This window comes from Argonema galeatum A003/A1 (assembly GCF_023333595.1).
GTDB classification, from domain to species: domain Bacteria; phylum Cyanobacteriota; class Cyanobacteriia; order Cyanobacteriales; family Aerosakkonemataceae; genus Argonema; species Argonema galeatum.
Genome location: NZ_JAIQZM010000028.1, coordinates 1 through 13361, shown reverse-complemented (window position 1 = coordinate 13361; position 13361 = coordinate 1). Strand labels below are relative to the sequence as shown.

Here is a 13361-nt window from a genome sequence, read left to right as displayed (position 1 = left end):
ACTAGCGAACCCTAAAAAATTCTTCTCCTGCATAATTAGATCTTTCTGCACTGGGATCAATTATAACAGTTTGTAATAAATAATTATATCCTGTGGCTGTTTCCCAAACATCTTTGTTAGCAAATCTTATTGAATATTCTGGACGATTATATAATCTGGGGGCGGGATCGGGTAGATTTAATAATACTTCATATACTCCGGGTGACATAGTTTTAGGAATACCGCCTTCAATCTTGACAATTTTAGTAGTACCGGGCATCCATCTTCGGGGATCTTCTTTAACTGGTAAATAGTACTCCTTACGGTTTCCACGATTACGTAAAATAACTTCCAGTCCTCGATGGTTGTATGGGCTAGCCCATCCATCATTAATAATTTCTAATTCTATTGCCAAACTGTTGCCAACTTTTACATTATAAGGGATTAATGTTTTTGTTAGTCGAAACCGATATCCTAAGTTACGTTTTATTTCTGGTAAACAGCCTTGGGTTTCCCATTTTTTTACAATTTCTCTGGCATCGGGGTTGTCAATGTTTAATGCGCTCCAACGCATTCGTGATAGTTCATTTAAAGTGTTAGGACAATCATCATATTCACTAGGTTGGCAGGTTTCGCCCCCCTGAACTACATATCGATTTTCTTGATTTAAAAAGGTTTTTTGAGCTTCGACAATCAGAGGAATGGTACTTTTATAAGTACCTTTATCATCAATACTAGCCAAAAAACAATCGTTATGAAACCCTGTTCGAGAGCGATAGCTACCATTAAATGCTTCTCGCGATTCAATGTTATTTATATTATTAAAAATATCTATTTTATGGCGGGAATACCTGATAGCTACCATACGTTCCTTTGGGAACACAGATAAAAGTTTAAACAGAATTGCTTTGCGATCTTCATTATTATTGTCCAAACCATTTGATGATTTATTCCACTCTCCCCAGTAGCCAATAAAACCTGCTTCCATATAAGCGATAACATCGTAGTTTGCTGTCAATATCGGTTTTAACTGTTCGATATGGGAAAGTATTCTCTCTCGCGAAGCGTCTGGCCCACCTCCCAGCCAATTATATGAAAACCTGATAATAATTTTTAGGCCAGATTTTCTGGCTATTTCGCAATCATTTGATATTTTCTGAAGAAAGGATTCAGCAATAGGTTTATTCCGAAATTCTTCAATCGTATAAATCCGCCGAACTAAGCTCATACGATCGCTTCTGACTCGATCTACATCGGCAAGCTGTAAGGGAGCATTTTCATATTTACCAAGCGGGTTAAACGGCACAAAAAAGCCTCTTTCAGGATTGGGAAAATCTTCCGAACTGCTTTCGTAGGATGTAGTTTTCCGAGCCGAATCCGTAGCAACAGTGGGTTGGCATGATGCAAGCAACATCAGCATTATAGAAACCACCGTAAACTTAGGTATTTTACCATATTTATTGCTAGTCACTACTTGGGCTGTATGCCTGAAACACACTGTTACTGCTTTCATCACTTCGATTTCGCTCCAATCTGCGTCATAGGCGGAGCAACTTCTATTGTCTGGGTCGGGCTATCCTGCTTTGAACTATCGCTTTCTTTATAATTCATCTTTGTTGAGAGGGAGGGCTCGATTAAAGATGAAACTAAAGATGAAACAACTTTATCCCAGTTATCGAGTTTCAACTGTACTCCTAAAGTTTTTAGTTGGGTATAGGCACGGGTAGCCTGGGTGGGATTTTGCACCATCGCATCTTCGGGAATTACCAGTCTCAAATAAGAAGGGTTGATTTGAGTTTCCTGGAGGATTTGGCGTAACTGCTCGCCTAAGTCTGCTTGGAAAAACTGTTCGCTAGAAAGATTCACATCTATTTTTAACCCCTTCTCAGCAGGAGATTCCTGCTGCCAAATCTGCATCTGACGGCAAGCCTCATGGAGTAATCGCCATTGAATAGAAACGGTCGAATTTGCATCTTCCAGCACTGGCTCGTCAACTGGTCGATTGGGTTTGTATTCAGGTAATAACTGCTTAAGCAAAAAGACAATGGAATAGCAATCGTTTTTATCTGCTGCTGCACAGAGAGCATCGACCTTAAAATCAACAATCTCTGGAACAATGCGACTGGCATTGGCGAGAGTCATGATTTTCTCATGTTGGGTGGGGTCATACTTCTCTCCGGCAATAAACAGTTCTTCGTACAATTTTTCTCCCGGACGCAACCCCGTAAACTCGATCTCAATGTCTTTACCAACTTCATATCCAGAGAGGCGAATTAAATCTTTTGCCAAGTCAACAATTTTGACTGGCTGCCCCATATCGAACATGAATACTTCACCACCCTTTCCGAGGACTGCTGCCTGCAAAACGAGTTGAACTGCCTCCGGAATGGTCATGAAATAGCGAGTGATTTCTGGATCGGTAATCGTAATTGGACCACCTTCCGCAATTTGCCGCTTGAAAGTTGGAACAACGCTGCCTCGACTGCCCAACACATTGCCAAAACGAGTCACCACAAAGCGCCGACCGCTCTTTTGGGCTGCTCGCAGTACCATCATTTCGGCGATTCGCTTGCTAGCCCCCATAATATTGGTAGGATTGACAGCTTTGTCTGTGGAGATCATCACAAAGTGCTGGACATCGTATTGTAATGCCATATCCACCAGATTTTTTGTACCCCGGACGTTATTGGTGATTGCTTCTGGCGGGTTTAATTCCATCATGGGGACGTGCTTGTGAGCCGCCGCGTGAAAAACAATATCGGGTCTGTATGTTTCAAAAACATATTTCAGCCGGGACGAAAATCGAATATCGGCTATTAAGGCAGTCAGACGGGGAATTTCTCCTTGTATTTCTCCTTCCTTTTTGAGTAATTCCAAAACCCCTTGTAGTTCTTGTTGGATATTAAATACGGAATTTTCTCCGTGTCCGATCAGTACCATTTCAGCAGGGCCACACTTTAAAATTTGCCGACAAAGTTCGCTGCCGATCGATCCGCCCGCTCCTGTAATCAGAACTTTTTTACCGCTGATAAATATAGAGATTTTTTCGACTTCGGTTTTGATAGGTTCGCGACGGAGCAAATCCTCAATCTGAACATCTCTAACGCTGTTCATCTTTAGACTGCCATTCAGGATCTCATTGATGGCGGGTAAGGTGCTGGTTGCAACTCCAACTGATCGACAAATATCTACGATTTCTCGAATTTCTCTCCCCATAACGGTAGGCATGGCAATAATAACTTTGCAGATGTGCAGGGAGCGAACTATTTCCGGGATTTGATAGCGATTGCCAACAATTGGCAGTCTGCAAATATTTAAGTTTAGTTTTTTCGGATCGTCGTCAATAAAAGCGACGGGATAAAGACCTAGCGAGGGACTCTGCTGCATTTTCTGCGCCAGGGATATGCCTGCACTGCCTGCACCGACGATCAGTACGCGATCGCGTCGATAAAATTTCTTATTTCGTTGCCTCACTCTGGCGATCGCAGGAATGCTGAAACGGCTGCTGCCAAGTAGGATAAAACTAAGTATACCGTCCAACAGTGGCAGCGATCGCGGTAAGCTATCGATGGAAAAAATTCTCAGAGAAAAAAGGGCGCTGAAACACACAATTTGCAATACTGTCGCCCCCACTGTCAGCAGCGCCATATCCTCAAGTTCATCAATAGTTGCATAGCGCCAGTAATGCTTGTAAAAGCCTGACTTATAAAATACAGTCAGTTTTACCGCTAAAAACAGTATCGTTGCCACTATCAACCCATCTTTGTATGGCTCGATCCTAAAATCTTCATCTAAACGAATTGCCAAAGCTAATATTGGTGTGACTAAGAAAATAATGATATCGACTATCAAAAATTTGCGATTCTTTAAGGTGATTACCAAATTTAAAAAATGTTTATTCATCTATTTACGAGCCCCTTCGAGACAAATTCCAAAATTTCAAAGCGAATCCAGTAATCAGTTACCGTTAGTTCCTAGCTTAATTGGCCGCCTCACCGGCAATCCTATACTTATTTGGTTAAGAGGGCGCTAGCCTTTCACGAGTTTTTCACTTTTTGCAGCTATATTACAGCTGTAGTTACTGAGTGGCCTGTCTTTTAGTTCATTGCTGCTAATTAGGGCAGATTACCCGATCGCTATTCCGCTTCGTGGTGAAACTATTGGCAGACAAGGCTCAGACTGGTGAGGCTTATAGCACTCAACGCCGATGACAGCTTAGTAGCCGTATCTTTTGCGCGATCGCCTTTTTTTCACCCCTTTCCAACTCCCTTTACATAACCTATAATATGTCATCCTCCTATTAGCTGACTACATATTTATTAAATCTTTACTAAATAAATATATTTATAATATAATTAAATGATTGTGAAGAATTTAGAAGTCAGTAGCCTAACGCTGAAAGTCATTATTCCGTGGGTTTTCAGCGTTAGGCTACGATCATTTATCTTGATAGCTCAGCCGTAATAATTTTTTTATCGACAAAAAAATTAATTAAAAAATATAGACTTGTATGAGTTGACAAGAGTATAATTTAATGATAAAAGTTTGGAGCTTCTGCGCCCAGCAGCCCTTTCAGGAATTATTTATGGAGTCCACAGAATCTTCTATAGGTTTTCTGCAATACTTGCTAATTCTAAAGCGACGTTGGTTGCCAGTCTCAGCTGTTTTTGGATTTGTTGTCGTGCTGGCAGCCCTGAATACGTTACAACAAAAGCCCGTCTATGAAGCAGAAGCAAAACTTTTATTTAAAAAGACAAGTCCTACTTCTTCTATAACAGGATTAGGAAAAGAGATAGGAGAGTTTGTTCCCGTGGGAGATCAAAGTAATCCCCTGAATACGGAGTTAGAGGTAATTCGTTCGGTTCCTATTGTCCAAAAGACTATAAGCAAACTAAAGCTAACAGATCAAAAAGGTGGAACTCTAAAAGTAAAAGACTTTCTGAAAAATTTCAGCGTGTCTAATATCCGGACTACGGATCTTTTGACAGTTTCATACAAAGACAAAGATTCGACGAAGCCAGCAACGATTGTTAATACACTGATAGAGATTTATATAGAGAACAATCAAATTATCAACCGGGCTGAAACAGTATATGCCCGCGAGTTTATTGAGAAACAGTTGCCCAATGCCGAAGCCTCTTTGCGTCAAGCAGAAGTGACTGTGCGCCGATTCAAAGAACAAAACAAAGTTGTGTCTCTCCCAGAAGAAGCCAAATCGGCTGTAGAGGTTATTGGGGAATTAGAAAAAAATATTGCTGAAGCTAAATCTCAATTAGCCGATGCAAATTCCCAGTCCCAAACATTCCAAAACGAATTGCGGATGAATGCACAGGAAGGATTAGCTGCTACCTCTCTCAGCCAGTCTCCCGCAGTACAAGACGCTCTTAAAGAATACCAGCAGATAGAACGCCAGCTAGCAGTCGAGCGAAGCCGCTTCCAGGAAACACACCCAGTAATACTTGACCTAAAAACTAAGCAAGCCTCTTTGAAAGCTCTACTACAAGAACAAATACAACAATCTCTTGGTACTCAGAAACAATCCGCAAATGGAAATTTGCAGATTGGAGAAGTTAAACCAAGACTGATCGAAGAGTTTGTCAAAATAGAGGCCAAACGCCGGGGTTTGGCCAGTCAGGTTTATGCTTTATCCAACGAACAAGCCATCTACAAAGAGCGGGTAAATGTTTTACCCAGGCTGGAGCAACAACAGCGCGAGCTGGAAAGTAAACTACAAGCAGCTCAATCTACCTACTCACTTCTGCTGCAAAAGCTTCAGGAAATCCGGATAGCCGAAAATCAGAATATGGGTAACGCTCGCATTATCCAAACCGCCGTTGTTCCTGAAGAGCCTGTTGCTTCTCGTAAGGCTTTATCCATAGTGACAGGAGTTTTGTTAGGTAGTATGTTTTCTATAGCTACTGCCCTTCTTTTAGAAGCAAATGATAAATCTATCAGAACCGTGGAAGAGGCAAGGGAACTGTTTGGATTTACCTTGCTGGGGGTGATTCCTTACCATAAAAAGGCTAAAAAAATGATCGGAGGCAAACGCGACAGAGAGCAACCTGTACTAGATATTGTTGTGAGAGATGAGCCTGAGAGCCCCACCAGTACAGCTTACCGGATGCTTCATGCCAACCTGAAGTTTCTCAAGGCGAATAAAGATATCAAAATTATTGTGGTGACCAGTTCGGTACCCAAAGAAGGTAAATCTACACTGTGTGCCAATCTCGCTGTGGCTATGGCTCAGCTAGGGCGTCAAGTCTTGCTGGTGGATGCGGATATGCCCCATCCTCTTCAACATCAAATTTGGCAACTTCCCAATCAGGTAGGTCTAAGCAATGTTCTTGTGGGGCAAGCTGAAGCGAAGACAGCAATTAAAGAAGTAATGGTTAACCTGGAGGTTCTTACTTCTGGGGTTATTCCTGCCAACTCGATGGCTCTACTCGACTCCCCAAGCATACCTTCATTGATTGAAAAATTTTCAGCCCATTACGATTTGGTCATCATAGACGCTCCTGCTTTGAATGCTTCTGCTGATGCTCTGATGTTGGGTAAAATGGCTGATGGCATCCTGTTGGCGGTGAGGCTGGGAGTAGTCGATTTGGCTAATGCTACTTTTGCTAAAGAGGTTTTGGAGAAAACAGGTCAAAATGTGATCGGTCAGGCGATCGGTTTCCCAAAGGTCTGAGTTATAAGAAATCCGCTTTGATAGCCCCCCTTTCCCTATCTTGTTGTAGAGACGTTTCATGAAACGTCTCTACAGGGTTGGGGCAGAAAATAAAAAGGGGGTAATGAAGTCGGATTTGGTATCAGTAGAGTGTACGGATTGAACGACGTTCAGGGGATCTGGGGCGAAAGGATAGTTTTTCTCGATCGCGATCGCAAAAAACTATACTTTACTTTCTCACAGAAGATGTGCTACTATAGTTTCCTGTGACCCCAGGAGAGGTGGCTGAGTGGTCGAAAGCGGCAGATTGCTAATCTGTTGTACGGCAGGTAACTCCGTACCGAGGGTTCGAATCCCTCCCTCTCCGTTCTAATCAAGATTTTGGATTTTGGATTGACTCCACGGATGAATCCGGCTGGCGATCGAACCAATAATTTATTGGTCAAATTTTTACTTTTGCTTCACCTAGTCCATCGCCCCATGCTCCAGTCCTGACAGTAGCTTTCCCGATTTGGGATGCTGGCAGTGGGAAGATATAACGATTCTGTCGGAAAACAGAAGATAGTTGTACTATTTCATACAGTTATTCTGTTGTGGACTGTTGAGGATTGGCATAGAAAATGAGTAAACCGGCTATAGAGAAAACTTTCAAACCCAACAAGGCTCTTGCTCTTGCGGCTCTAGCTTTTGCTACAGCTGCTTGTCAAAACACCACCCCTAACAATACAGGTTCTGTTACCCCTACCCCCACAGCCAACAGCACAGGTGCTACCCAAACCACCTCACCTACTACCCCAGCCCCAGCAGCCAGCAGTGCTAAGGGACTAAAAATTGGCTCCCTGCTACCAGCTACAGGCGACTTATCTGCGATCGGACAGCCAATGATTGCGGCAGTGCCGTTGTTAGTCGAAACAGTCAACAAGTGCGGCGGCGTCAACGGTAAACCAGTCACCCTAGTTTCTGAAGACGACCAAACCGACCCCAAAGCCGGTGGTGCTGGGATGACCAAGCTAGCAGAAGTAGACAGAGTGGCGGGGGTAGTTGGTTCCTTTGCCAGCAGCGTTTCTAGTGCCGCCGTGGATATTGCCGCACGGAACAAAGTGATGTTAATTTCTCCAGGCAGCACCAGTCCAGTCTTTACCGGACGGGCGAAGAAGGGCGATTTTCAGGGCTATTGGGCACGCACTGCACCTCCCGATACCTATCAGGCACAGGCACTCGCCAAACTGGCCAGCGAAAAAGGCTTCAAGCGCGTTTCCACCGTTGTCATTAATAATGATTACGGGGTCGGCTTTGAAAAAGAATTTGTGCAAGCCTTCAAAAAACTGGGTGGAACTGTTGTCAACGAAAACAAACCTACTCGCTACGACCCCAAGGCAACCACATTTGACACCGAAGCTTCTGCCGCCTTTGCGGGTAAGCCGGACGGCGTAGCTGCCGTTCTCTACGCCGAAACGGGCAGTTTATTGCTTAAGTCTGCCGCCGAACAAGGTTTGAGTCAGGGAGTCACGGTGATGCTGACCGATGGCGTTTATTCCCCAGATTTTCCGGGTCAAGTGGGCAAAACCAGTGATGGCAAGTTTATTCTCTCTGGTGCCATTGGCACTGTTCCGGGTGCCAACGGTAAAGCACTTGCAGATTTGACCCAGCTTTGGAAAGAGAAACAAGGTAAAGAAGTAAGTGCCTATGTTCCCCACTCCTGGGATGCTGCTGCACTTTTGGCGCTTGCGGCAGAAGCTGCTAAATCCAATACAGGCGAAGGCATTAAGAGCAAGATCCGGGATGTAGCCAATGCACCAGGGGAAGAAGTCAGCGATGTCTGTAAGGCTTTGGAGTTAGTGCGACAAGGCAAGGACATTAATTACCAGGGAGCCAGCGGCAACGTGGATATTGATGAAAGCGGCGACGTGGTGGGCAGCTACGATGTTTGGGCGGTCAAAGACGATGGCAAACTGGCGGTTACCGGCAAAGTCAGTCCTAAGTATTGACACTCCCACCCCTAAAGGGGATGGGATTCTTAAGAGATTGCGCTCTTAATATCCCAGAGAGATAATTGAACATTATTCTCTGGGTTCTTGCCCACACGCTGTTTGCCCTTTTGGGGCAGCGTATTATCTGACAAGCGTTCGTACAATTCAACCTCAAAGAGACTTAATTGTACTGGTTCCGACGAGTCCCGCCGTACCATTTTTGATTTAATTCGTTTAATAATATTCAGCCCGTAAGCCTTTATTGTTTTGGACTTTACATTCCTCGCAGCTTGTAGATTCGCATCATCAATATGTCCGCAATTAGTACAAATAAATTTTTCACCATTGCGACTATTTTTATCGACATGACCACACTTACTGCAAGTCTGGCTGGTGTATTGTGGATTAACCCGATACAACCTCTTTCCTGACTTCGCCGCCAGATACTCAAGTTTTTGAGTTAATCCATACCAGCCTGCATCGGCTATTGAACGATTTAAACCACGCTTGGCTGATTGATTATTTGGCAAAAATCTACCAGGATCAGACTTAACAGGCTTACACCGTTTCATCATGCCAGAGATATTTAAATCTTCAACAGCAACCGCGTCAGCTTTCTTAACTATTTTATTGGCTACATTCCAGTTATAAGACTCACGCTTCTGTTGGCTCTTATTGTGTAGTTTGTTAACTTTAGCCTGGGCTTTACTGCGGTTCTTGCTCCCTTTTTGTTTGCGACTGACTCGCCGTTGTCTAACTCGCATCAAACGGCGGGTATGTTTATTAGTAGCAAATCGCGGGTTATCAATAACACTCCCATCGGAGAGATAAACCAACTTACCCAATCCCATATCACAGCCAGTAATGGTTTTAATTTCACTGTCTGGAATTGCGGGGAAGTCGGGCGTTGATTTAGACTCAATTCTTACCGATACATACCAACCATCAGCTTTTTGTCTAACTGTTACCGTCTTAATTTCAAAGCCATCGGGAATAGAACGCGAATTGTAGAATCGCATCCAGCCGATTTTAGGTAGATAAATTTTATTACCCTTAATTTTAATTCTCCCTGGCTTGTAAGAGAAAGATTTGAAATCATGACGGCGCTTAAACTTAGGAAATCCTGCACATGAAAAAAACTTGTTAAAGGCTTCGTTAACCCTAGCTGGAATTTGCTGTAAAACTCCAATATCAATACTTTGATACCAAGGTCTAGCTATTTTCAGTTCTTGCAAGTTAGCATCTTGCATTAAAGCTGCTGTACGTTTAGGCGATTTATCTTTCTCCCCTTCTTTTTTGGCTTTACCGCAGCCATCCTTCCAAGGGTTTGTAAGTTGTGTACCTCTAACGAGACTGCAAGTTAGGGGGGTAATTGTGGCTCTAGTTCTTAAATCACAATAGTGTCCACAAATGTACTGTTGATGCCAGCCATCAATTCTATCCCGCAAGCACCAATTGTAATTGGCTCTTAGCAGATCTAGCCATTGAGTTAGCTTACCAGACTGCTGCTTATTGGGGTTGAGTTTGTATTTGTAGCTGAGTATCACTTGCATCACCTCCTACAAACTACTATAGTGTACTATTGTAGATATTAACGATAAAACAACAATTATATGCAAGACAAATACAGGCGCAGACTTACATCAGTAACGCTTATTAGATACCATTTTGTATGGATTCCAGCTAGACGCAAAAAGGTACTGGTTGGAGGTATTGCAGAACGGCTAAAACAATTATTAACAGACAAGTGTATTGAGTTAGACTGTTCTATTGTGGCAATGGAAATTATGCCAGATCATGTGCATTTACTGATTGATGCACCCCCTAACTTAGCTCCAGACCAGATTATGTTTAGACTTAAGGGGTTTACGGCGTTTCAATTGAGGAAAGAATACCCACAGCTTAAGAAAATTCCTTCTCTTTGGACTCGCAGTTACTTCTGCGGGACTGTTGGGAATGCTTCTGAGGAAACAGTGAGAAAATATATAGAGAACCAAAATACCTGACTGTGGCTAAAGCCACAGCGCCTATCCCAACCCCTCTTATGGGTGGGCTTGCGGCGCGGTTAAATTCTGTCATTAGTCATTAGCGATTTGTGGAATGTTTTCCACTGGTGCTAGAGCCCATCACTAATACGGAATCGCCAACGATGACCCCTCTTATCTTGACCTGCTGTAGAGACGTTTCACGAAACGTCTCTACAATGTTCTGGCTCAAAATTAGGACTTCCAAATAAAAATAGGACTAAAGCCCCTGTCACACTCAAATCGACTTGTATGGTGCGTCAGACTTTCGTTCTACAACGATTATCGAGAGTGGAAGGTTCGGACGCACCCTACCGTATGTGCCCGGGGCTTTAGTCCTGTAAAAAAAATATCCAACAACTTCTTGTGGTATAAGCCCAGAAACCGGGTTTCTGTGTACCTCACTCACCTAAAAAAGGGTATAAGTGGCAGGCATCTCGTTTGCTCCACAAGAAGGGATAGTTTATTTTTTGGAAGTCCCTTGGGTTGACTGCAAGTCGAGAGACAGAGCCTACCTGAATCGGAATCCGGTACCAAAGTTGTAACCGATACCGAGCATGATTCCCAAATCGGTCGTATCGATGAACCCAGCAGTTACGGCAGCTGTTGCCGTAAATTGTTCGCTTATAGGCACATCCACCCCTCCAGTCAGGGCAAAGCCAACATTGCTGCCAGCGTCAGTGGAAATGATCACGCCAGCGCCAACGTAAGGAGCAAAATTGATCCTTTCAAAGGGTTCCGCCTGGATGGGGAAATCGTAGGTCACCGGAATAATGAAGTCGGTATCATCTCCTATCACCACGGAGGGGCGCACCGAAAACACTCTGGTTAGTCCGATTTTGCTGAAGATAGCAAAGCCGGTATCGCCCAAAGCAGTGTCGCCCGTCAGACCTAAATTGCCGCCGACTCCGATATAGCTCGATCCAGAACGAGTGGAGCGACCGGGTGCTAGTTCCATTTGAGCCACTTGCCGCCCTTTTCTTGCAGGGGCATTTGCAGGAGGATTTGCTGGAATTCGGGAAGAAGCAGACCGACCCAAAAGAGCCGAAGCCGAAGTCTCAGCCGTACCAGGAATTGGCTGCTTTTTGGCCGTACCATCAGATGTTATTGCCGATTCTACGAGCAAATCGGACATCTCATAGCTATCCAGTTCGCCAGGAGCTACTGCAAATATACTTGAAGGTTTTTGTGACAGTTGGGTCTGGCGCCCTTGAGCGCTTGAGAAGACAGAGGCGGCAGGGACAGGGATTGGTGACTGGGCAGAAGAGAGCGGACTTGTATCAATGCTGGTGCTAGTGGTTTGGGCAACAGCAGAGAAGCCGCTGCTTACACCTGCTAGAGCAGCAAGACTGAGTAGCAAAACTGTACGCTGGAAACAAATTGTATTCACGTTCACTCCTCGACAAAGATCAGGGCAAGAATTAACGCCAGCGAAATTTTATATCATAATTTAACTCTAGTATGGCTAATTTAGGCGAAATAGAGAAGTTTTCCTCCTTAATATAGGATAAAACTTACGGAGCAGCCTCTACAAATTGGTTGATTTTGGGGCATTGGGGTCAGTGGTCAGCGGTCAATTGTAAATTTCTCCCACTCTCCCCCTCTCCCGCTTCCCCTCAGATATCGTTAGCGTCGGCGTCCCCCACTGCGGCAGCGACTTGCTGCGAGACAAAAGGCAAAATCGCTTTATTTTTACTGTGCGCCCTTCCTTCTGTAAATACCGCTAACAGATAGGGTTGCTTGCCCAGTATCTCGATATAAGCAGCGTCGTGGCGGACTTGGCTAGTCCACCCTGCTTTCGACCACAGTTGGGTATCCTGGGGTAAGCCACCGCCCAGAAAACCCGTTACCTGATTTTCGTCGTCTGTCGCTAAATCGGCTGGGTTAAGGCTGCGTTTCATCAGAGTCATCATGGCTTGCGACCCTTTTGAAGATACTGCTACCCCGCCAATAATGCTGTGTAGGAGACGCGCTGTGGCGTTAGTCGTCAGCATATTGCGATTTTCCATTAATTCTCCCAGGAAGACCCTCTCTCGTCCGTAGGGGCCATCGCACCAGGTTTTTTGGTTAACGTTGATTGGCTCTAACTCCGGCCAACCCAAGGAGTGAAAGTAGCGGTTGACGATGTTACGCTGTAACTGCCAGGTTTGAAAAGGGCCGTGGGACAATTCTGGGCCGCTGGTCGTGCCGGTCAAGACATCTACAACCAGACTGGTGGCGTCGTTGCTCGAATCGATAATCATGTCGCGAATGGCTCTTTCCAATTCGGCTGATGTCTGGATCATGCCTTTTTCTAACCACTCGAATACTGCTACGAGGTAGAACAGTTTTACGATGCTTGCGGGGTAAATGCGATCGCGCCCACGATAGCTAAAACCTCGGACTTCGTGATTCCAAAAGGCTTGCGGACTGAGGGCTCCGCCCGTGTTTACAGGTACGGGCGGATCGTAGACAATCCAGGTGAGGGCTATCTGGTTGCGGGCTAAATCTGGAAATTCCCCCCAAGTTGCCTCTAAGATTTGATTGCCTAGCTTTTCAAGTTGTTGGTCTTTGCGGAAAAAAGTCATTTTATTTTCGATTTTCGATTTTTGATTTTACCAATCCGAACGGGCTTTTCCTTATTTACTATGCTATTTGAGTTCTTGAGCAGAGGAGCAGAGGAGCAGAGGAGCAGAGGAGCAGAGGAGCAGAGGAGCAGAGGAGCAGAGGAGCAGAGGAGCA

The 13361-nt window shown here is 44.5% G+C and carries 8 protein-coding genes and 1 tRNA gene; 4 read left to right on the top strand and 5 right to left on the bottom strand.

The window, feature by feature from the left end; translation table 11 throughout:
* Nucleotide 1 precedes the first annotated feature (1 nt).
* Nucleotides 2-1492: a DUF4832 domain-containing protein gene (locus LAY41_RS23725; protein WP_249103485.1), complete on the bottom strand. Its 1491-nt coding sequence runs from the start codon at nucleotides 1490-1492 to the stop codon at nucleotides 2-4.
* The gene (locus LAY41_RS23720) at nucleotides 1492-3882 is read right to left on the bottom strand and encodes a polysaccharide biosynthesis protein (RefSeq protein WP_249103484.1); all 2391 of its coding nucleotides are present in this window, start codon (nucleotides 3880-3882) and stop codon (nucleotides 1492-1494) included. Before LAY41_RS23720 ends, LAY41_RS23725 begins: the two co-directional genes overlap by 1 nt.
* 631 nt (nucleotides 3883-4513) lie before the next feature.
* Here LAY41_RS23720 and LAY41_RS23715 point away from each other — a divergent pair.
* The 3 genes from LAY41_RS23715 to LAY41_RS23705 all read left to right on the top strand — a co-directional run bounded on the left by LAY41_RS23715 (nucleotide 4514) and on the right by LAY41_RS23705 (nucleotide 8634).
* Nucleotides 4514-6667, top strand: a complete 2154-nt coding sequence (locus tag LAY41_RS23715) for a GumC family protein (RefSeq protein WP_249103483.1) — start codon at nucleotides 4514-4516, stop codon at nucleotides 6665-6667.
* 254 nt (nucleotides 6668-6921) lie between these two features.
* Nucleotides 6922-7013 (top strand) — tRNA-Ser (locus LAY41_RS23710).
* 253 nt (nucleotides 7014-7266) lie between these two features.
* On the top strand, nucleotides 7267-8634 hold the full coding sequence (locus LAY41_RS23705; protein WP_249103482.1) for an ABC transporter substrate-binding protein: 1368 nt from the start codon (nucleotides 7267-7269) through the stop codon (nucleotides 8632-8634).
* Nucleotides 8635-8663: 29 nt separating this feature from the next.
* Here LAY41_RS23705 and LAY41_RS23700 read toward each other — a convergent pair whose 3' ends face one another.
* The gene (locus LAY41_RS23700; RefSeq protein WP_249103481.1) at nucleotides 8664-10169 is read right to left on the bottom strand and encodes an RNA-guided endonuclease InsQ/TnpB family protein; all 1506 of its coding nucleotides are present in this window, start codon (nucleotides 10167-10169) and stop codon (nucleotides 8664-8666) included.
* Between the two features lie 60 nt (nucleotides 10170-10229).
* On the opposite strand from LAY41_RS23700, the gene tnpA reads away from it, so the two are divergent.
* A complete protein-coding gene (gene tnpA, locus LAY41_RS23695) occupies nucleotides 10230-10622 on the top strand; it encodes an IS200/IS605 family transposase (protein WP_249103480.1) in 393 nt (130 codons plus the stop codon).
* 529 nt (nucleotides 10623-11151) lie between these two features.
* Here tnpA and LAY41_RS23690 read toward each other — a convergent pair.
* Complete coding sequence (locus tag LAY41_RS23690) at nucleotides 11152-12030, bottom strand: hypothetical protein (RefSeq protein ID WP_249103479.1); 879 nt, start codon at nucleotides 12028-12030, stop codon at nucleotides 11152-11154.
* A gap of 226 nt (nucleotides 12031-12256) precedes the next feature.
* Entirely contained in the window at nucleotides 12257-13207 is a 951-nt protein-coding gene (locus LAY41_RS23685; RefSeq protein WP_249103478.1) for a serine hydrolase, read from the bottom strand.
* Nucleotides 13208-13361: the final 154 nt, after the last annotated feature.

What these genes read in the sequence shown, in the direction of transcription:
- LAY41_RS23700 (WP_249103481.1), bottom strand. Translation starts at nt 10,169, where the DNA reads ATGCAAGTGATACTCAGCTACAAATACAAACTCAACCCCAATAAGCAG.
- LAY41_RS23720 (WP_249103484.1), bottom strand. Translation starts at nt 3,882, where the DNA reads ATGAATAAACATTTTTTAAATTTGGTAATCACCTTAAAGAATCGCAAA.
- LAY41_RS23705 (WP_249103482.1), top strand. Translation starts at nt 7,267, where the DNA reads ATGAGTAAACCGGCTATAGAGAAAACTTTCAAACCCAACAAGGCTCTT.
- tnpA (WP_249103480.1), top strand. Translation starts at nt 10,230, where the DNA reads ATGCAAGACAAATACAGGCGCAGACTTACATCAGTAACGCTTATTAGA.
- LAY41_RS23685 (WP_249103478.1), bottom strand. Translation starts at nt 13,207, where the DNA reads ATGACTTTTTTCCGCAAAGACCAACAACTTGAAAAGCTAGGCAATCAA.
- LAY41_RS23725 (WP_249103485.1), bottom strand. Translation starts at nt 1,492, where the DNA reads ATGAAAGCAGTAACAGTGTGTTTCAGGCATACAGCCCAAGTAGTGACT.
- LAY41_RS23715 (WP_249103483.1), top strand. Translation starts at nt 4,514, where the DNA reads ATGATAAAAGTTTGGAGCTTCTGCGCCCAGCAGCCCTTTCAGGAATTA.